Annotated in this window: 20 protein-coding genes; 5 read left to right on the top strand and 15 right to left on the bottom strand. The window is 72.7% G+C overall.

Annotation, left to right across the window (positions count from 1 at the left end):
• Positions 1 to 6: 6 nt before the first annotated feature.
• The 9 genes from tsaD to A3CQ_RS0124750 all read right to left on the bottom strand — a co-directional run bounded on the left by tsaD (position 7) and on the right by A3CQ_RS0124750 (position 7,456).
• Positions 7 to 1,059 (bottom strand): tRNA (adenosine(37)-N6)-threonylcarbamoyltransferase complex transferase subunit TsaD, encoded by a 1,053-nt coding sequence (gene tsaD, locus A3CQ_RS0124790; RefSeq protein WP_020513650.1) that lies wholly within the window; start codon positions 1,057 to 1,059, stop codon positions 7 to 9.
• A complete protein-coding gene (gene rimI, locus A3CQ_RS0124785; RefSeq protein ID WP_020513649.1) occupies positions 1,052 to 1,486 on the bottom strand; it encodes a ribosomal protein S18-alanine N-acetyltransferase in 435 nt (144 codons plus the stop codon). The genes tsaD and rimI overlap by 8 nt, the downstream gene beginning before the upstream one ends.
• A complete protein-coding gene (gene tsaB, locus A3CQ_RS0124780; protein ID WP_020513648.1) occupies positions 1,486 to 2,151 on the bottom strand; it encodes a tRNA (adenosine(37)-N6)-threonylcarbamoyltransferase complex dimerization subunit type 1 TsaB in 666 nt (221 codons plus the stop codon). The genes rimI and tsaB overlap by 1 nt, the downstream gene beginning before the upstream one ends.
• Before the next feature lie 9 nt (positions 2,152 to 2,160).
• Positions 2,161 to 2,835 (bottom strand): uracil-DNA glycosylase, encoded by a 675-nt coding sequence (gene ung, locus A3CQ_RS0124775; protein ID WP_020513647.1) that lies wholly within the window; start codon positions 2,833 to 2,835, stop codon positions 2,161 to 2,163.
• Positions 2,832 to 3,290 carry a tRNA (adenosine(37)-N6)-threonylcarbamoyltransferase complex ATPase subunit type 1 TsaE gene (gene tsaE, locus A3CQ_RS0124770; protein ID WP_020513646.1) on the bottom strand — a complete coding sequence of 153 codons (459 nt, stop codon included), beginning with the start codon at positions 3,288 to 3,290 and terminating at the stop codon, positions 2,832 to 2,834. Before tsaE ends, ung begins: the two co-directional genes overlap by 4 nt.
• 11 nt (positions 3,291 to 3,301) lie before the next feature.
• Positions 3,302 to 4,378, bottom strand: a complete 1,077-nt coding sequence (locus tag A3CQ_RS0124765) for an alpha/beta fold hydrolase (RefSeq protein ID WP_020513645.1) — start codon at positions 4,376 to 4,378, stop codon at positions 3,302 to 3,304.
• Entirely contained in the window at positions 4,375 to 5,502 is a 1,128-nt protein-coding gene (alr, locus tag A3CQ_RS0124760; protein ID WP_020513644.1) for an alanine racemase, read from the bottom strand. Before alr ends, A3CQ_RS0124765 begins: the two co-directional genes overlap by 4 nt.
• Before the next feature lie 35 nt (positions 5,503 to 5,537).
• Complete coding sequence (locus A3CQ_RS0124755) at positions 5,538 to 7,001, bottom strand: bifunctional ADP-dependent NAD(P)H-hydrate dehydratase/NAD(P)H-hydrate epimerase (RefSeq protein ID WP_020513643.1); 1,464 nt, start codon at positions 6,999 to 7,001, stop codon at positions 5,538 to 5,540.
• A gap of 86 nt (positions 7,002 to 7,087) precedes the next feature.
• Positions 7,088 to 7,456 (bottom strand): holo-ACP synthase, encoded by a 369-nt coding sequence (locus A3CQ_RS0124750; protein ID WP_020513642.1) that lies wholly within the window; start codon positions 7,454 to 7,456, stop codon positions 7,088 to 7,090.
• Between the two features lie 177 nt (positions 7,457 to 7,633).
• On the opposite strand from A3CQ_RS0124750, the gene A3CQ_RS60985 reads away from it, so the two are divergent.
• Together A3CQ_RS60985 and A3CQ_RS0124740 are read left to right on the top strand one after the other, a co-directional pair.
• A complete protein-coding gene (locus tag A3CQ_RS60985; protein ID WP_020513641.1) occupies positions 7,634 to 7,921 on the top strand; it encodes a type VII secretion target in 288 nt (95 codons plus the stop codon).
• A gap of 149 nt (positions 7,922 to 8,070) precedes the next feature.
• On the top strand, positions 8,071 to 9,669 hold the full coding sequence (locus A3CQ_RS0124740) for an alpha/beta hydrolase (protein ID WP_020513640.1): 1,599 nt from the start codon (positions 8,071 to 8,073) through the stop codon (positions 9,667 to 9,669).
• 191 nt (positions 9,670 to 9,860) lie between these two features.
• On the opposite strand, the gene glmS is transcribed toward A3CQ_RS0124740, so the two are convergent.
• On the bottom strand, positions 9,861 to 11,744 hold the full coding sequence (gene glmS / locus A3CQ_RS0124735; RefSeq protein WP_020513639.1) for a glutamine--fructose-6-phosphate transaminase (isomerizing): 1,884 nt from the start codon (positions 11,742 to 11,744) through the stop codon (positions 9,861 to 9,863).
• A 185-nt stretch (positions 11,745 to 11,929) separates the two neighbouring features.
• On the opposite strand from glmS, the gene A3CQ_RS0124730 reads away from it, so the two are divergent.
• The gene (locus A3CQ_RS0124730) at positions 11,930 to 12,886 is read left to right on the top strand and encodes an MmpS family transport accessory protein (protein WP_020513638.1); all 957 of its coding nucleotides are present in this window, start codon (positions 11,930 to 11,932) and stop codon (positions 12,884 to 12,886) included.
• Positions 12,887 to 12,902: 16 nt separating this feature from the next.
• Positions 12,903 to 14,075, top strand: coding sequence for a pyridoxal phosphate-dependent aminotransferase (locus A3CQ_RS0124725; protein WP_020513637.1), 1,173 nt, complete (start codon positions 12,903 to 12,905; stop codon positions 14,073 to 14,075).
• 3 nt (positions 14,076 to 14,078) lie between these two features.
• On the opposite strand, the gene glmM is transcribed toward A3CQ_RS0124725, so the two are convergent.
• The 3 genes from glmM to rplM all read right to left on the bottom strand — a co-directional run bounded on the left by glmM (position 14,079) and on the right by rplM (position 16,473).
• On the bottom strand, positions 14,079 to 15,431 hold the full coding sequence (gene glmM / locus A3CQ_RS0124720; protein WP_020513636.1) for a phosphoglucosamine mutase: 1,353 nt from the start codon (positions 15,429 to 15,431) through the stop codon (positions 14,079 to 14,081).
• 80 nt (positions 15,432 to 15,511) lie between these two features.
• Entirely contained in the window at positions 15,512 to 16,009 is a 498-nt protein-coding gene (rpsI, locus tag A3CQ_RS0124715) for a 30S ribosomal protein S9 (protein WP_020513635.1), read from the bottom strand.
• 20 nt (positions 16,010 to 16,029) lie between these two features.
• Positions 16,030 to 16,473 (bottom strand): 50S ribosomal protein L13, encoded by a 444-nt coding sequence (rplM, locus tag A3CQ_RS0124710; RefSeq protein WP_020513634.1) that lies wholly within the window; start codon positions 16,471 to 16,473, stop codon positions 16,030 to 16,032.
• A 643-nt stretch (positions 16,474 to 17,116) separates the two neighbouring features.
• Between rplM and A3CQ_RS0124705 the strand changes: the two genes are divergently transcribed.
• The gene (locus tag A3CQ_RS0124705; RefSeq protein WP_020513633.1) at positions 17,117 to 18,229 is read left to right on the top strand and encodes a uroporphyrinogen-III synthase; all 1,113 of its coding nucleotides are present in this window, start codon (positions 17,117 to 17,119) and stop codon (positions 18,227 to 18,229) included.
• Between the two features lie 10 nt (positions 18,230 to 18,239).
• Here the strand turns inward: A3CQ_RS0124705 and A3CQ_RS0124700 are convergent, their stop codons facing one another.
• Together A3CQ_RS0124700 and A3CQ_RS0124695 are read right to left on the bottom strand one after the other, a co-directional pair.
• Positions 18,240 to 18,860, bottom strand: a complete 621-nt coding sequence (locus A3CQ_RS0124700; protein ID WP_020513632.1) for a GTP-binding protein — start codon at positions 18,858 to 18,860, stop codon at positions 18,240 to 18,242.
• Positions 18,841 to 19,203, bottom strand: a complete 363-nt coding sequence (locus tag A3CQ_RS0124695) for a DUF742 domain-containing protein (RefSeq protein WP_020513631.1) — start codon at positions 19,201 to 19,203, stop codon at positions 18,841 to 18,843. The genes A3CQ_RS0124700 and A3CQ_RS0124695 overlap by 20 nt, the downstream gene beginning before the upstream one ends.
• Between the last annotated feature and the right edge of the window lie 23 nt (positions 19,204 to 19,226).

Raw genomic sequence — 19,226 nt, 5'->3', positions numbered from 1 at the left:
GGCTTCCTACCCCGCCACGCTGACCGTGGTCAATGCCATTGAGGAATCGGCGGGCAGATCGAGACGCGAGGGCGCCACGCCGGCCGCGACCAGGCTCGAGCCGAGGGCGGCCACCATCGCGCCGTTGTCCGTGCACAGTTGAGGGCGTGGCACGCGTACGGAAATCCCGTGCTTTTCGGCTCTTTGCCCGGCCAGCACCCGCAACCGGGAGTTGGCGGCGACGCCCCCGCCGATCACCAGGGTGCGCACGCCGTGGGCGAGGCAGGCCTGGATCGCCTTGGCGGTGAGCACGTCGCAGACCGCCTCCTGGAAGCTCGCCGACACGTCGGCCACCGGCACCGGCTCGCCGTCCCGCTCGCGTGCCTCGACCCAGCGGGCGACCGCCGTCTTGAGGCCCGAGAAGGAGAAGTCGAAACGGTGCGCGGCGAGATCCTTCGGCGCGGTCAGTCCACGCGGGAACGCGATCGCGGCCGGATCGCCCTCGCGCGCCCGCCGGTCGATCACCGGCCCACCCGGGAAACCGAGCCCGAGCAGGCGCGCCACCTTGTCGAACGCCTCGCCGGCCGCGTCGTCGATCGTGGCGCCGAGCGGGGTCACGCCGGCGGTCAGGTCGTCGACCAGCAGCAGCGACGAGTGCCCACCGGAGACCAGCATCGCGACCGCGGGCTCGGGCAGCGGGCCGTGCTCCAAGGTGTCCACGGCGACGTGCGCGGCGAGGTGGTTGACGCCGTAGATCGGCTTGTCGGCCGCCAGCGCGTACCCCTTGGCCGCGGCCACCCCCACCAGCAACGCTCCGGCCAGGCCGGGCCCGCTGGTCACCGCGATCGCGTCGATGTCGGCCAGGGTGACCTTGGCCTCGTCGAGCGCGCGCCGCATGGTCGGCACGATCGCCTCGAGGTGCGCGCGGCTGGCCACCTCGGGCACCACGCCGCCGAACCGGGCGTGCTGGTCCACACTGGACGCGAGCGCGTCGGCCAGCAGGGTGTGCCCGCGCACGATGCCCACGCCGGTCTCGTCGCAGGAGGTCTCGATCCCGAGGACCAGGGGCTCGTCAGGCATTGCGCATCATCACCAGGGCATCCGTGTTGCTGGGTTGGTAGTAGCCGCGCCGGATTCCCACCGGTTCGAAGTCGTACGTCGCGTACAGCCGCTGGGCCGGCGCGTTGTCGACCGCGACCTCCAGCAGGGTCTGCTTCTTGCCGCGCCGCTCGGCCTCGGCCAGCAGCGCCTCCAGCAGCGCCCGGCCGACGCCACGGCGCTGGGCCGTCCGGCGCACCGCGATGTTCTGCACCCAGGCCTCGTCGCCGGTCGCGGCCAGCCCCGCATACCCGAGCAGCTCGTCGCTTTCCGTCGCGACGATGTAGAAGTTGAGCTGAGCGAGCTCGTTCCAGAACATCGCCGACGACCATCTCTCGGCGCCGAACAGCTCTTCCTCGATCGGCAGCACCTCGGCGATGTGCCACCAGCGGAAACGTTCGATCTCCATCAGGTCAGCACGGATTTCCGGCCGGTCGGCTCGACGGCGTCGGGGCGCCGCAGATAGAGAGGCGTGAGCGGTTCGCTCGGCGCGGCCGCGCGAATCCGCTCGGCCGCGAGGGCCACGAGGGCGGCGCCGGGTGGATAGAGGAGATGGTCTTCCACGGGTACGCCGAAGACGTCGCCGTATTTGAGGCCGCCCTCGCCGACGACCCGCTCCGGCTTTTCCACGGTCGACGCCACGTCGGCCGGCCTCGCCACATCGGGGTCGGTGACGCGTACACCGTCCATATAGGTCGCGTAGTAGACCTCGCGCCGGCGCGCGTCGGTGGCGACCAGCACGCGGCCCGGCCCGGCGGCCCGGCCCAGCGCGTCGAGCGAGCACACGCCGTAGGTCGGGATGTCCAGCGCCTGCCCCATGCTCACGGCCGTGGCCAGCCCGACCCGCAGGCCGGTGAACGGGCCCGGTCCGATGCCGGCGACGATCGCGGCCAAGTCGCCGGGGCGCACGCCGCTCTCGGCCAGGGTCGCGGCGATCTCGGGCGCGAGCTTCTCCCCGTGCGCGCGGGGGTCGACGGTGCGCCGCTCGGCGATCCCCCGCAGGCCGTCGGCGGTGACCTCCACCAGCGCGGCCGTCGACGCGGGGGTGGCGGTGTCCAGGGCTAGTACGAGCACCTGCCGACCCTAACGCGGATCCCAGTCGACCAGCGGGCGGCCGCCGTCGGCCAGGGCCTTGTTGGCCGCGCTGAACGGGCGGACCCCGCGGAAGCCCTCCCGGTTGAGCGGGCTCGGGTGGCCGGCCTCGAGCACGATGTGCGCCGGGTTGGTGATCAGGGCGGCCTTCTTGCGGGCGTAGCCACCCCAGAGCAGGAACACGACCCGCTCGTCGCGCGCGTCGAGCGCGCGGATCGTGGCGTCGGTGAACGCCTCCCAGCCCTTGCCGGCGTGCGACGCGGCGGCGCCGGCCCGGACGGTGAGGACCGCGTTGAGCAACAGCACGCCCTGCCGGGCCCAGCCGGTGAGGTCGCCGGAGGCCGGCGGCGCGACGCCGACGTCCTCGGCGAGCTCCTTGAAGATGTTGCGCAGCGACGGCGGGATCCGCACCCCGTCGCGCACGCTGAAGCTCAGGCCGTGTGCCTGGCCGGGACCGTGGTACGGGTCCTGCCCGAGAATCAGCACCCGCGTCTCGGCCGGCGGGCAGAGACGGTACGCCGCGAACAGGTCCTCGATCGGGGGATAGATGGTGTGCGCCGCGTACTCGGCCGCGACGAACGCGCCGAGGCTCGCGGTGGCCTTCTCGTCCAGGAAGGGGGCCAGCTCGTCCCGCCACTCGGCCGGTAGCAGGTCAGGCAGGTTCACAGGGTCTCCAGTCGTCGGATGCGGGCGGCCCAGTCGCCGCCGTGCGGCACCAGTTCCACCACCCGGGTGTCGTCGTCCAGCCGGTCGATGCGGACCTGCAAATACTCGTCGTTCAGCTGCTCGACCAGGCCCGCGCCCCACTCGACGACGGTGACCGCGTCCTCGGCCGAGGCGTCCAGGTCGAGGTCGTCGATCTCGGCGCGCGGGTCGGGCCGGTCGCCGAGACGGTACGCGTCGGCGTGCACGAGCGGGACCGGGCCCCGGTGCACGCGGGCGATCACGAAGGTCGGTGAGGTGATCGCGCCCTCGACGCCGAGGCCGGCGCCGATTCCCTGCGCGAGCGCGGTCTTGCCGGCCCCGAGCGGGCCGGTGAGCAGCACAAGGTCGCCGGCGCGCAGCAGACCGGCGAGCCGCCGCCCGAGGGCCCGCGTGTCCTCGACCGTGGCGAGCTTCATGTCGGCCGTCCTCACGAGATCTTCTCCACGAAGGGCAGGATCGCGGCGTTGACCTCGGCCGCCTTCTCCAGCATCACCACGTGCCCGCTGTTCTCGATCGTGACGAGCCGGGCGTCCGGCAGGCGTTTGATGATCTCCTCGGAGTGGCTGACCGGGGTCAGGTAGTCCCGGTCGCCGACGACGACCAGCACCGGCACGCCGCGCAGCGCCGCCAGTGCCGGGTAGCGGTTGTGGCTGTACAGCGTGTTCAGGTACCTGGTCAGCGTCTCGACCGAGGTCTTGGAGTTCATCCCCTCCACGAAGGAGACCAACGACGGGCTCGGCTTGGCGTCGCCGAAGCCGTACCGCCGGGTCAGCAGCCAGGCCAGGTCGGAGGAGGCGAACCGGGCTCGCTCGATCACGTTGCCGCCGAGGTGGGCGGCCGTGCCCCAGAGCGGGAAGAACGGCGCGCTGGCCCGCGCCACCAGCGACGGCAGCGCCAGTTTGGCCCGGTCGATGAGCCGGGCCGAGGTGGAGACCAGCACCACGCCGGTCACCCGGTTGCCGAACCATTCCGGGTACTTCTCGGCGAACGACATGATGGTCATGCCGCCCATCGAGTGGCCGACCAGGATGATGTGGCCGTCCGGCACGGTCGCGTTCAGCACCGCGCCGAGCGACTCGCCGAGGCCCGCGATGTCGTAGTTGCCGGATTTCAGCTTGCTGGACCGGCCGTGGCCGGGCTGGTCGTAGAAGACCAGCCGGTGGTCGCCGCGCTCGCTGAACATCTTGCGCTGGAAGTAGAACGTGCCCATGTCGAGCGCGAAGCCGTGCACGAAGACGATCGTCGGCTTGGTGGTGGGCACCTTCGGCTCGACGATCTCGACGTACAGGTGGGTGCCGTCGGCGGCGGTGACGGTGAGCTCGGCGTCGAACGGCTGGTCGCCGAACGCCTCGTCGGCGTACGGGTCGCCGGGCGCGTTGACCGAGCGGCGTACCAGCGTGCGCTCGACGGCGAACGCGGTCGCCAGCCCCGCCGCCACCACGCCGATGGCGGCGCCGGCGATGCCGACCTGCTTGGCCCGCTTCCGCGGGATCTTGGGGCTCACGCCGGCGTCCCGGCCGTGCCGTCGTAGTGCCGGGGCACCCGGGCGCTGCCGAAGCGGGTGACGATCTCGTAGTTGATCGTGCCGGCCACCGCGGCCCAGTCGTCGGCGGTCGGGCCGCCGTCGTCGCCCGGCCCGAACAGCGTCGCCACGTCGCCGGCCGACACGTCGTCGTCGCCGACGTCGACCACGATCTGGTCCATGCAGACCCGGCCGGCCACCGTGCGGCGCTTGCCACCGAGCTGCACCGGGCCGGCGTTCGAGGCGGCGCGCGGCACGCCGTCGGCGTACCCGAGCGGCACCAGCGCGAGGGTCGTCTCGCGCTCGGTGTGGTACGTGTGGCCGTAGGAGACACCCTGCCCCGCCGGAACCCGCTTGGTCTGTGCCACCCGGGCGTGCGCGGTCATCGCGGGCCGCAGGCCGAACGTCTGGCCCGCGACCGGCGACAGGCCGTAGACGGCGATGCCCGGCCGGACCAGGTCGTAGTGCGCGTCGGGGCGGGTCAGCGTGGCCGCCGAGTTCGCGATGTGCCGGTAGCGCGGGGTGATGCCGAACCGCTCGGCCACCGCCAGCCCGTCGGCGAACGCGGCCAGCTGGTGGTCGATCGTCTCGTCGCCGGGCACGTCCGAGCTGATGAAGTGGCTCCAGACGCCGACCACGTCGATGTCACCGTCGGCCTGCGCCTTGGCCGCGGCCTCCAGCACCGACGGCCACTCGTCGGCGGTGGCGCCGCCGCGGGAGAGACCGGTGTCGAGCTTCAGGTGTACGCGCGCCTGTCGCTCGGCCCGGCGGGCGCCCGTGACCAGCTCGTCGACCAGCCGCTCCGTGCTCGCGGACAGGTCGATGCCGGCCGCCACACCCTCGTGCAGCGGCATGCCGGGCGAGTGCAGCCAGGCGAGCACCGGCACCTCGAAGCCGGCCCGGCGCAGGCCGAGCCCTTCCTCGAGGGTCGCGACGCCGAGCCAGGTCGCCCCGCCGGCCAGCGCGGCCCGGGCGCACGGCAGCATGCCGTGGCCGTAGCCGTCGCCCTTCACCACCGCCATGACCTCGGCGGTGGTACCGGCGCGCATCAGCGCCACGTTGTCCCGGATGGCGTCCAGATCGATCCGGACCTCGGCCTGCCACATGATTCCCAGCCTACTGATCGGTACGACGGTTTCCGTTACGCCGGCATCTCGCCGGACAGCAGTGAAGCGAGCGCCGGGCGCAGCGCGGCGGCCACATCGGGCGAGGTCACCGGGCCATCCGTGGCGGCCCACCGGCCCGCGAGGCCGTGTGCGTACGCCGCGGCGACGGCGGCCCGCTCGGGGGCGAGGCCCCCGGCCAGCAGCGAGCCGAGCAGTCCGGCGAGCACGTCGCCGCTGCCCGCGGTGGCCAGCGCCGAGCTACCGGTCGGGTTGACCCAGACCTCGCCGGCCGGGGTCGCCACGATCGTGCGATCGCCCTTGAGCAGCACCACCCCGTTGATCCAGGCGGCCAGCCGGCACGCGGCGCCGACCCGGTCGGCGCCCGGCATCTCGCCCGCCAGCCGCTTGAACTCGCCGTCGTGCGGGGTGATCACCAGTGGCGCGTCCCGTCGCAGGTCGTCGGCGTGCTTGCCGTCCACCAGCAGGGTGAGCGCGTCGGCGTCGAGCACCACCGGCACCGACGTGGCCAGCACGCTGCGCAGGGTCGTACGCGCCTTGTCGTCGGTGCCGAGGCCGGAGCCGCACACCCAGGCCTGCACCCGGCCGGCCTCGCTGATCCGGCTCACCGCGACCACCGACGGGTGCGCCCGGACCACCTCGAGGTGGGCACTGCCGGCGTAGCGCACCATGCCGGTCGGCCCGGCCAGCGCGCCGCTCACCGACAGCAGGGCCGCGCCCGGATATTTCGCCGAGCCGGTGGCGATGCCCACCACGCCGCGGGAGTACTTGTCGGAGACCGGGCCCGGAGCCGGCCACCACTGCGCGATATCGTCGGAGTCGGGCAGGCGCACGGCCGGGTCGGCCCGCAGCACCGGCCCGAGCCCGATGTCGACCAGCTCGACCTGGCCGCAGCGCACCGCGGCCGGACCGACCACATGCGCCGGCTTGAGACAGCCGAAGGTGACCGTGACATCGGCCGTGACCGCCTCGCCCGGCACGTCGCCGGTGTCGACCGCGACCCCGCTCGGCACGTCGACCGCGACCACCGGTGCCCGCCGGCCGGACCGGCCGCGCAGGCCGCCCAGCTCGGCGACGAGGCCGACGGCCGGCCGGCGCAGGCCGCCGCTCGCGCCGATGCCCACGATGCCATCGAGCACCAGATCGGCCCGGTCGGGCAGGTCACGCACGGTGAAGCCGCCCGCCGCACGCAGCGCCGCCAGGCCCGCCAGGTGGACCCGCTCGGGCCGCAGCAGCAGCGCGCGCACCTGGGCGCCGCGCCGGGCGAGGGCGGCGCCGGCATAGAGCGTGTCGCCGCCGTTGTCACCGCTGCCGACGAGCAGCAGCACCTGTGCGCCGTAGACGCCGCCGTCCTCGAGCAGCAGCGCGCAGCGCCGGGCCAGTCCGGCCGCGGCCCGCTGCATGAGCGTGCCCTCCGGCAGCGTGGCCATCAGCGCTTTCTCGGCCGCCCGCACATCGGCGACCCGCCATGCCTGCCGCATCCGCCCTCCAAAAGCCGTCTCGGTGGTGCCGTCGTTTGTAGGCCCCGGGTACGACAGTTTCGCGTCGGCGCTGGCCGGGACCCTGATCAGGACTCCGCGACGACCATCGCCGAGGCGATACCGCCGTCGTGCGAGAGCGATAGGTGCCATCGGGCGATGCCCCGCTCGGCCGCGGCCGCGGCGACCGTACCGGAGACGGTCAACCAGGGGCGGCCGTCGGGGTCGGCGACGATCTCACAGTCGTGCCAGAGCAGGCCGGCCGGCGCGCCCAGCGCCTTCGCCACGGCCTCCTTCGCCGCGAACCGGGCGGCGAGCGACTCGGGCGAGCGCGGATTGCCGGAGCCGGACACCCGCTCGCCCTCGGTGAAGAGCCGATGGCTGAGCAGAGGGGTCCGGTCGAGGGCGCGGGCGAAGCGGTCCACCAGGACAACATCGATGCCGACAGCCACGATCACGGCCCCAACCTTATCGGTAGCCGGTGGGTCGCGCTGCTGCGTAACGCACGCCGGGACGCGGCGCAAGGCCTGTGGACAACCAGGGCGTACGCGCCGCCGCGGTTGTCCACAGGGACCGCGAATTGTCGGTCCCTCCCCCTAACGTCGGCGCATCCGTTCCCCGCTTGGAGGTTGCCGATGAATCCCGATATCGAGGTCGACACCGAAGAACTACGTCGCGCCGCCTCCGCCCTGTCCACCACGGCCGCCGAGACGACCGCGGCGACGACGTCGATGCCCTCCGCCGAGCGCGTCCCCCGCTGGCGCACGGCCGACGCGGCGGCGCTGGCGGCCGAGGCCGCCCGGCAGCAGCTCCAGTTCCTCGGCCTCGACACCGCCGATACGGCCCGGCGGGTCGGCGCGGCCGCCGCGGCGTACCAGGAGGCGGACGCCCGTGCCGCCGCCCGCCTGCGGATGAGCCGATGACCGCCGCCGTCCACGCCCCGCCTGCGGACCAGCCGATGACCGCCGCCATCCACGCCCACCCGCGGACCAGCCGATGACCGCCGCCATCTACGCCCACCTGCGGATGAGCCGATGACCGCCGCCATCTATGCCCACCTGCGGATGAGCCGATGACCGCCGCCGTCTACGCCCGGCTGCGGGTCGCCGACCCGGGCCGCTGGCGCGCGGTCGCGCGGGCCTGGCGGCGCTGGGCCGCCCTGGCCGGCCGGCTGGCTGACCAGCTCACCACCGATCTCCGACGGCTCGGCGCGGCCTGGTCCGGCGCGGCGGCCACCGCGGCCCTGTCCCGAGTGACCGCCCTGCGGCGCGTCCTCGTGCTGTTCCGCGTGCTGTGCTGGCAGGCCGACCAGGCGGCGAGCGAGTTCGCGGCCGCCCTCGACCGCGCCAAGCAACTGCTGGCCCGCGCGCTGTCCGCCGCCCATCGCCACGGCCTGACCATCGACGACGAGGGAAATGTCAGAGTCAGCGCCGTGCCGGGCGCCGGCGCAGACCATCACCGGGCGGCTGCGGGCACGACTCCAGGCGGGATCGCCGAGGTCGCCCGCGACCTGCACGCTGCCGTCGCGATTGCAGCGCGAGCCGACGACACGGCGGCCGACCGGCTCGAGCGGATCGGGGTTGCCGCCCTTGCCCGGGCCGCTCCACCCGGCCCGGAGCGGCCCGGCTGCACCGCGTCACCGGCGGCGGTGCGGCGCTGGTGGGACGCGCTCGCCCCGGGCGAGCGCCAATGGCTGCTGGCCACCGAGCCGGCCTGGCTCGCCCCGCTCGACGGCATCCCCGCCGCCGACCGCGACGCGGCCAACCGCCTGCTGCTCGACGACCGGCGGGCCGAGATCGACCGGGCTCTCGCGACGGCCACCTCTGACGAGCGGCGACGTTTGCTGGGGCTGCGGGACGGGCTCGACCGGCTCACCGACCGGCTGGACGACGACGCCGGTTCGCGCGCTTACTTGCTTCGCCTCGACCTGCGCGAGGAGGGCCGCGTGGTGATGGCGCTCGGCGATCCCGACCGCGCCGACAACGTGGTCACCCACGTGCCGGGCATGACGGCCGAGCTGGCGTCCTTCGGCGGCGAGCTTGGCCGGGCCGAGCGGGTGGCCGTCCGCGCGACCGAGCTGTCGCCGGCCGCCGACACCAGCGCGGTGCTCTGGCTCGACTACGACGCCCCCGACTTCGTCGACGAAGCGGCCGGCTCCCGGCGGGCCGAGGCCGGCGCGCCCGGCCTCCGGCGCTTCCAGGACGGGCTCAGGGCCACCGCGGAGGGCACGCCCGCGCGGCAGACCGTGATCGGCCACAGCTACGGGTCGCTGGTGGTCGGCAAGGCCGCCGCGGGAAGCGGTCTGACCGCCGACAGCGTGGTCTTCGTCGGTTCCCCGGGCGTCGGGGTCGACTCGGCCCGTGACCTGGCCGTCCCGCCCGACCGGGTCTGGTCGACCACATCCAGGAACGACATCATCCAGTACGCGACGCCCGCCCCCGGCGCCTTCGCCCGCGACCTGGTCGTGGCCGGTGTGGTGCCGGGCGCGGGCCCGCTGATCGCCTTCGGCACACCGGAGAACGATCTGTGGTTCGGCCACAACCCGAGCGACCCGGCGTTCGGCGCCCACACGTTCCCGAGCAGCCCCGACGCCGGCCACCTCGGCTACTGGGACCGCGGCAGCCCGTCCCTCGACACTCTCGCCGCGATCACCCTGGGTACCGCCCGATGACGGCGCCGCACCGCCGCAGCCGGTCGCCCTGGCGGGCCGGACGCCGCCCGCCGGGGATCGGCCGCCTGCCAGACACCGGCCGCCCGCCTGCCAGGCATTGGCGGGCGGCCGCGCAATGCCGGACCCCCGCACATTGGCGGGCCACCGGGCGTTGGCGGGCCACCGGCGAGGCACGGCCGGGGCGGGTCAGGTCACTCGACGGTGACGGATTTGGCGAGGTTGCGGGGCTGGTCGACGTCGAGGCCGCGGGCCGCGGCGATCTCGCAGGCGAGGATCTGCAGCGGGACCGTGGTCATCAGCGGGGCCAGCAGGGTGGGCGTGTGCGGCACCGGGATCAGGTGGTCGGCGAAGGCGCGGACGCCCTCGTCGCCCTCCTCGGCGATCACGATGGTGCGGGCGCCGCGGGCGCGGACCTCCTGGATGTTGGAGACGACCTTGTCCCGCATGACGCCGCGGCCGGCCGGGGAGGGCACCACGCAGACGACCGGCGTGCCCTCGTCGATGAGCGAGATCGGGCCGTGCTTGAGCTCGCCCGCCGCGAACCCCTCGGCGTGCATGTAGGCGAGCTCCTTCAGCTTGAGCGCGCCCTCCAGCGCCACCGGGTAGCCGACGTGCCGGCCGATGAACAGCACCTGGGACGCCGACTTCAGGTCGCGGGCCAGCGCCCGCACCTCCTCCATCTGCCCGAGCAGCTCGGTCAGGCTGTCGGGGGTGCTCTGCAGCTTCTCGACCACGGCCGCGACCTCGTCGGCGTACATGACGCCGCGGATCTGGGCCAGATGCAGGCCGATCAGATAGCAGGCGACCAGCTGGGTGAGGAACGCCTTGGTCGATGCCACCGCGATTTCGGGCCCGCCGTGGGTGTAGAGCACCGCGTCGGACTCGCGCGGGATCGTCGAGCCGTTCGTGTTGGAGATGGCGAGCACCCGCGCCTTCTGCTCCTTGGCGTGACGCAGGGCCATGAGCGTGTCCATCGTCTCGCCGCTCTGGCTGATCGCGATCACCAGCGTGGAGCGGTCGAGGATCGGGTCGCGATAGCGGAACTCGCTGGCCAGCTCGACCTCGCAGGGGATGCGTACCCAGTGCTCGATGGCGTACTTGGCCACCATGCCCGCGTGGAACGACGTGCCGCAGGCGATGATGAAGATCTTGTCGATGTCGCGGAGGTCCTGGTCGGTGAGGCGGACCTCGTCCAGCATGATGTCGCCGCGGTCGGAGAGGCGGCCGAGCAGGGTGTCGGCGATCGCCTGCGGCTGCTCGGCGATCTCCTTGAGCATGAAGTAGTCGTAGCCTCCCTTCTCGGCGGCCGACGCGTCCCAGTCGATGTGGAACTCGTGCCCCTCGGCGGGCGTGCCGTCGAAGCCGGTGATCTCGATGCCGGCCGGGGTGATCAGCACGACCTGGTCCTGGCCCAGCTCGATCGCGTCGCGGGTGTGCTCGATGAACGCGGAGACGTCGCTGGCCAGGAAGTTCTCCCCCTGGCCGCGGCCGACCACCAGCGGCGAGTTGCGCCGGGCGGCGACCACCGCGTCGGGCACCTCGACGTCGACGGCGAGCAGCGTGAAGGCGCCCTCGAGCCGGCGGACCGTACGGCGCATCGCCTCGGCGAGCAGCTGCGGACCGGAGAGCGCGCCCGACTCGCGCAGCGCGCGCACCTCGGCGGCGAGCAGGTGGGCCGCGCACTCGGTGTCGGTGTCGCTGGCGAACTCGACGCCGGTCGCCTCGAGCTCGCGGCGCAGGCGGGCGAAGTTCTCGATGATGCCGTTGTGGATGACGGCGACCCGGCCGTCGGCGGACAGGTGCGGGTGGGCGTTGCGGTCGGTCGGGCCGCCGTGCGTGGCCCACCGGGTGTGCCCGATCGCCGTGCTGCCGGTGGCGATGCCGTCGCCGGTCCGGTCGGCGAGGGACTTCTCCAGGTTGGCCAGCTTGCCGGCCTTCTTCTCGGTCAGGACGGTGTCGTTGTCGACGACGGCGACGCCCGCGGAGTCGTACCCGCGGTATTCGAGCCGGCGGAGGCCGTCGAGAACGATGCTGAGCGCCGGCCGACTGCCGACGTAACCCACGATGCCACACATGCGGGGCAGCGTAACCGACGATCGCTCATGCGTCATGCTCAAGAGGCACACTTTCGAGCAGCCGAGTTGCTCAAAAGTGTGGTCGGTTGGTGACTGAAGGGAGGATGCCCGGCGCCCGCCGGTGGCGTCGTTGGCGTACCGTCAGCTTGCGCGCCGAAGGGCCGCGTCCGTACCGGGAGAGCCGCTTGACCAACCAGCCCGACCACTCGCAGCCGGACCCGGCATCCCCGCCGCCGTCCGCCCCGGACGGCACGTCCGCGGCCGACGGCACCGCTCCGATCTCGGGACAGCCCTGGTCACACCCCTCCGGGGACGCGCTCTCCAGCACGCCCCAGCCTTATCGGCCGCCGTCGCCGGCCGCCTATGCGCCGGGCTATGCCGCGATCCCCGAGCCCGAGCCAGAACTGGACTACCCGCCGACATCCCAGTTCCCGCCGGTGAACTACGCACCGCCCGGCTACACCCCCGACTACGGCCAGGGCGGCTATCCCCCAGCCGGCTACGCGGCAAACGCGCCGGGCGCAGCGCCGGGATACGCGCCCGCGTCAGCGCCGGGATACCCGCCGGGTTACCCGCCCGGCTCCGCCGCCGGATACGCGCCCGCGTCAGCGCCGGGATACCCGCCGGGCTACGCCCCGCCGCCACCGCCGCCGCGCAAGAGCAACGCCCCGCTGATCGCCGTGATCCTCGCGGTCACGCTGCTGCTCTGCGGCGGCGTCGCCACGGCCGGCGTCCTGGTCGCCCGCAGCGTCGCCGACAAGGCCAAGGAGGCGGCCGCCCCGATCACCGACCTTCCCACCGACGAGCCCCAGCTGCCCGGCCTGCCCACCAACCTGCCGACCGACAGCAATGGGCACACGGTCTCGGTCACCTACGAGGTCTCCGGCGACGGCCCGGTCACGATCGTCTACTTCGACAAGGTGGGCGCCGCCCCCGTCCGGCTCACCGACGTGAAGCTGCCCTGGAAGGTCACCACCGAGGTGTCGACCCCGGCCCTGCTCGAGGTCGTCGCCGTCCGGGCCGGCACCGACCAGGGCACCGTCGACTGCCGCGCGCTCGTGGACGGCGACGAGGTGGCCTCGAACTCCTCCGACGAGTCCAACTTCGCGATGGTCTCCTGCACCCACCTGGCCATTGACTGAAAGACAGAGGGCACCAGTGACGAGCGACCCGCTGGTCGAGCGCATGCGGGCGTTCGGCACCACGATCTTCACCGAGATGTCGGCGCTGGCCGTGCGCACCGGCTCGATCAACCTCGGCCAGGGCTTCCCCGACACCGACGGCCCCCAGGAGATGCTCGACGCGGTCGCCCGGAGCGGCCCCGCCAACCAGTACCCCCCGCTCTACGGCATCCCCGCCCTGCGCACCGCGATCACCGACCACGACCGCCGCTTCTGGGGCCTCGACCGCGACCCCGACGGCGAGGTCGTGGTCACCGCGGGCGCCACCGAGGCGGTCGCCGCCGCGATCCTCGGCCTCTGCGAGCCCGGTGACGAGGTCGTGTGCTTCGAGCCGTACTACGACTCGTACGCGGCCTCGATCACCCTGGCCGGCGCCGTACGACGGCCCGTGACCCTACGCCCGGAGAAGGACGGCTACCGGTTCGACGAGGGCGAGCTGCGGGCGGCCTTCGGGCCGCGCACCCGCATGGTGCTGCTCAACTCGCCGCACAACCCGACCGGCAAGGTCTTCACCCGCGCCGAGCTCAGCCTGATCGCCGAGCTCTGCCAGGAGCACGACGTGTACGCCGTGACCGACGAGGTCTACGAGCACCTGGTCTTCAGCGACGCGGCCGAGCGGCACACCCCGCTCGCCACCCTGCCCGGCATGGACGAGCGCACCCTGCGGATCTCCTCCGCCGGCAAGACCTTCTCCTGCACCGGTTGGAAGGTCGGCTGGGCGACCGGTCCCGCCGCTCTGGTCTCCACGGTCGCCCGGGTCAAGCAGTTCCTGACCTTTGTCAACGCGGGCCCGCTGCAACCGGCCGTCGCCGTCGCCCTGGGCCTGCCCGACGGCTACTTCACCGAATTCCGGGCCGGACTGCAGGCCCGCCGCGACCGCCTGGTCGCCGGCCTCACCGAGGCGGGCTTCGACGTGCTGCGGTCCGAGGGCACCTACTTCGTCACCGCCGACATCACTCCGCTGAGCGGCAAGGACGGCGCCGACTTCTGCCGCGAGCTGCCCGGCCGGTGCGGCGTGGTGGCGGTGCCCACCCAGGTCTTCTACGACCATCAGGAAGCGGGCCGCCACCTGATCCGCTTCGCGTTCTGCAAGCGCGAGGAAGTGATCAACGAAGCGGCCCAGCGCCTCACGAAGCTGGGCCGCCCGTAACGGCTACACGGCCGGGCTGGCCGCCTTGACCTCGGCCGCGATCCGCGAAGCGACGTCACGCGCCTGCTCCTCGGTCCCGGCCTCGACCATGACGCGTACGAGAGGCTCGGTGCCCGACGGACGCAGCAGCACCCGCCCGGTCTCCCCCAGCTCCTCCTCGGCCACGGCGACCGCCGCGCGGACGGCCGGCGCCGCGGCACCGGCCGCACGGTCACCCACCCGCACGTTGATCAGCACCTGCGGCAGCTTGTGCACGACCGACGCCAGGTCGGCCAGCGACTTGCCAGAAGCCGCAAGCTGCGACATCAGATGCAAACCGGTCAGCACCCCGTCGCCGGTGGTCGCGAAGGCCGGCATCACTATGTGCCCGCTCTGCTCCCCGCCCAGCGCCAGACCCCCGGCGTTCAGCTCCTCGAGCACGTACCGGTCGCCGACCTTCGCCTCGATCAGCCGGATGCCGGACTGCTTCATGGCGATCCGCAGGCCGAGGTTGCTCATCACCGTGGCCACCAGCGTGTCCTCGGTGAGCGTGCCGGCGTCGCGCATGGCCAGCGCCAGGATCGCCATGATCTGGTCGCCGTCGACGATGTCACCCGATGCGGTGACGGCGAGACAGCGGTCCGCGTCGCCGTCGTGCGCGATGCCCAGGTCGGCGCCCTCGGCGAGGACCCGGTCGCGCACCTTGTCCATGTGCGTCGACCCGCAGTCCTCGTTGATGTTGAGGCCGTCCGGCTCGGCGTGGATCGCGATGACCTCGGCGCCCGCCTCCTCGTACGCGGTGGGCCCGACCTCGCTGGCCGCCCCGTTCGCGCAGTCCACCACGACCTTGAGCCCGGTCAGGGAGTGCGGAATCGACCCGACCAGGTGCTTGATGTAGTGCTCGGCGCCGTCCAGCAGGTCGTGCACCCGCCCGATTCCGCCGCCGGTGGGCCGACCGATCAGCCCGTGCCCATCCTCGATCGCCTGCTCGATCCGCGCCTCGAGCTCGTCCGGCAGCTTCGTGCCGCCGGCCGCGAACAGCTTGATCCCGTTGTCCGGCATCGGGTTGTGCGAGGCGGAGAGCATCACGCCGAGGTCGGCGTTGGTCTGCGCGACCAGGTAGGCGACGGCGGGTGTTGGCAGCACCCCAACCCGTACGACGTTGGCGCCCGCGCTGGTCAGCCCCGCGACGACCGCCGCCTCGAGCATCTCGCCGCTGGCCCGCGGATCACGCCCGACGATCGCCATCGGCTGGTGGCTGCTGTCGCTCTCGACGAGTACTCGAGCCGCCGCGACCGCGACGGACAGGGCCAGTTCCGGGGTCAGGTCGCCGTTGGCGAGCCCGCGCACGCCGTCGGTACCGAACAGTCGCCCCATGGGCAGTCCTTTCAGTGGAAAGCAAGACGGCCGGGCCCGCCCCCAGTGTGGAGGGGCGAACCCGGCCGCCTTTCAAGCGATCAGCGCTTCGAGTACTGCGGAGCCTTACGGGCCTTCTTGAGGCCGTACTTCTTGCTCTCCTTGACCCGGGAGTCCCGGGTCAGGAAGCCGGCCTTCTTGAGAGCGGGACGGTCGTCCGGGTCGTTCGTGATCAGCGCGCGGGCGATGCCGAGGCGCAGCGCACCGGCCTGGCCGGTGATGCCGCCGCCCCGCAGGTTCGCGATGACGTCGAACTGCTCGGGCTTCTCGGCGGTGGCCAGCGGCTCCCGGATCAACTGCTGGTGCACCTTGCTCGGGAAGTAGGCCTCGAGGTCGCGACCGTTGCAGGTGATCTTGCCGGTGCCGGGAATGAGACGCACCCGGACGATGGCCTCCTTGCGGCGGCCGACGGTCTGGATCGGACGGTCACCGGGACGCGGGGCGCGGACCGGGGCCGGCGCGGGCGTCTCGACCACGACGACCGTCTCAGCGGGCTCCTCGACGGTCTCGACGACCTCGGGCTCGATGATGTCGGACATGCTGCTGCCTTCTCCCGCGCTCACTGCGCGATCTGGGTGATTTCGAACGGCTGCGGCTGCTGAGCGGCGTGCGGGTGCTCAGCGCCCGGGTAGACCTTCAGCTTCTTGATGATCTGCCGCGCGAGCTTGTTGTGCGGGAGCATGCCCTTGACGGCCAGCTCGATCGCCTTCTCGGGGCGCTTGCTCAGCAGCTCCTCGTAGCCGATCTGCTTGAGGCCGCCCGGGTAGCCCGAGTGGCGGTAGGCGACCTTGGTCTGCCGCTTGTTGCCGGTGAGAGCCACCTTGCCCGCGTTGATGATCACCACGAAGTCGCCGGTGTCGACATGCGGCGCGAAGGTCGGCTTGTGCTTGCCACGCAGAAGGTTGGCCGTGTGGGTTGCCAGGCGGCCCAGGACGACGTCAGAAGCGTCGATAATGTGCCACTGACGCTCGATCTCACCCGGCTTCGGGCTGTACGTACGCACAGAATTACCTTGTCTTGTCGTCGGTCTGGGGTCGCGCGCTGGTCGCGCCGAACACGGAAAGTGTCTCAGGCGCGAACGTCTGCCACACAACAGCAGACAACAATACCCGGCCGCGCGGCGCGTGGTCAAAACGAGGAGGCCCGACCGGACCCCCAACAATATGCCCAGCAAGCATACTCCGCGCTCCGACGCACCCGACCCCGGGATCCGGATGGGCCGCCAGCCCCGGGCGGGGTGCGGCCAAGGTCACAGGTCGATAGCTCTTAGCAGGCTGGAAACAAACGGGACGCCACGTCGAAATCCCCCACCGGCAGGCTTCGGACATGGCCAATGGTGCGCACCCCTCGAGGACGCGGGCAGGGCATAGCCTCCGCGTGCCGGGACGGCGCACTATTGATAGGCCACCGTCAGGGTTGAGGACGGACCTGACGGTGACCGCCGGACCGGTTCACCGGTTCGGCGAGGAGAAGTCGCGGTGTGCGCCGGACGGAGGTACGGCGGAGAACGCAGGCGTGACATGGGAGCGGGTCGACGCTGAGGACGGCGGGCTCCGAGCGTGCCCTTCGGTGGACCGGCCGGCCACGCCGCGACTTCTCGAAGACAAAGCAGGATGACGGACCGGGGTGGGGGGTCTCGCCGGACGGTGATCACTGCGGCCGCCCTGGCCGAGCCGACCGCGTCGTTGTCCGGCTACACGGTCGGCGTGACCGCCGACCGCCGGCGGGACGAGCTCGCGGGCCTGCTGGAGAGCCGCGGCGCCCGGGTGGTCCTGGCCCCGGCCCTGCGCATCGTGCCGATCGCCGACGACGCCGAGCTGCGCGCCGTCACCCGGGCCTGCCTCGACGCCCCGCCCGACGTCGTCCTGGTCAGCACCGGCATCGGCCTGCGCGGCTGGCTGGAGGCCGCCGAGGGCTGGGGCCTGGCCGACCCGCTGCGGGCCGTGCTGGCCCGGGCGTACCTCATCGGCCGGGGTCCGAAGGCCCGCGCCGCGATCCGCGGGGCCGGCCTGCACGACCAGTGGTCCCCCGAGGGCGAGAGCTACGAGGAGGTCGTCGACCACCTCCGGGCCCGGGGCGTCGCCGGCCTCAGCGTCGCGCTGCAGCTGCACGGCGAGAGCCAGCCCGAGTACACCGAGGCCCTCGAGGCCGCCGGGGCCCGGGTGATCGAGGTGCCGGTCTACCGCTGGGCGCAGCCGACCGATCCGGCGCCGCTTGACCGCCTGGTCGATCTGATCACCGGTCGCCTGGTCGACGCCGTCACGTTCACCTCGGCCGCGGCCGTCAACGCCGTGCTGCGCGCCGGCGAGCCGGCCGGGGAGAGTCTGCTGGAGGCGCTACGCACCGACGTGCTGGTGGCCTGCGTGGGCCCGGTGACCGCAGCCCCGCTGCGCCGGCTGCACGTGCCGATCGTGTCACCGCCCCGGGCGCGGCTCAGCGCCCTGGTCCGCACGATCGTGGAGGAACTGCCGAAAAGGGCGGTCACGGTCGAGGTGGCCGGCCACAAGCTGACCCTCCGGGGGCACGCCGCCATCGTCGACGGCGACCTGCGGCCGCTCGCCCCGGCCCCGATGGCCGTGCTGCGCGCGCTGGCGGCCGCGCCGGGCCGGGTGCTCTCCCGCGCGGCTCTGCTGCACGCCCTCCCCCGCGGCGCCGACGAGCACGCGGTTGAAATGGCGGTAGCCCGGCTCCGGGCGGGCCTGAGCGCGCCCGGAGTGGTCCAAACCGTCGTGAAACGCGGCTACCGGCTGCCGAACTGAGGCGGGTGCCTCAGCCGACGACCGCCGGGTAGCCACCGCTCTGCTCGGCCACCAGGGTGGCCATCGCGTGCTCGACGACCTGCACGAGCACCTGCTTCACCGAGTCCCGGTGCCGGGCGTCGCACATGACCAGTGGCACGTGCGGCGGGATGGCCAGCGCCTCGCGTACCTCGTCCGGCTCGTAGCGCGGCGCGCCGTCGAAGCAGTTGAGGGCCACGATGTACGGCAGATGCCGGTTCTCGAAGTAGTCCAGCGGCGCGAACGCGTCAGCGATCCGCCGCGTGTCGACCAGCACAGCGGCGCCCACGGCGCCCCGGATGAGCTCGTCCCACATGAACCAGAAACGGGTCTGCCCGGGGGTGCCGAAGAGGTAGAGGATGAGGTCGTCGGCCATGGTGATACGGCCGAAGTCCATCGCCACCGTGGTGGTCTCCTTGCCGGGCACCTTGGACGCGTCGTCGACACCCTGACCGGCCGAGGTCATCAACGCCTCGGTGGTCAGTGGCTCGATCTCGGAGACCGCGCCGACGAGCGTCGTCTTGCCGACGCCGAAGCCGCCCGCAATGACGATCTTCGCGGAGGTGATCTCCTTGGGTTGCGCCCCCGCCCGCTCAGAGCTTGCGAAGTCCACTCAACACCCTTTCCAGCAGATCCATCCGCTCCGTGAAGCCCTTCTTGGGAGCGGCGCTGTGCAACGACAGCAGTCCGTCGGCGACCATGTCCGCGACCAGCACCCGGGCCACACCCAGCGGCAGCCGGGTGAGGGCCGAGAGCTCGGCCAGGGACTGCGCCTTCGTCTCGCAAAGCATGGCGATGCGGTACTTGTCATGCCCGGCGAACCGGGCCTCTTGCACGGCGGCCTGGCTGGCTACCAGGACCGCCTCGATCGGAATGTCACGGCGTGGCTCGGTCCGTCCGCGGGTGACCGCGTACGGGCGCACCAGGTTGCCCCGAGGGTCCTGCGGCTGCCCCATGACACGATCACCCCCTCTCGGTC

Origin of the sequence: Paractinoplanes globisporus DSM 43857 (assembly GCF_000379645.1) — a bacterium.
GTDB lineage: Bacteria > Actinomycetota > Actinomycetes > Mycobacteriales > Micromonosporaceae > Actinoplanes > Actinoplanes globisporus.
The sequence above is the reverse complement of the archived record's forward strand: the minus strand, read 5'-3'. Positions and strand labels throughout refer to the sequence as shown.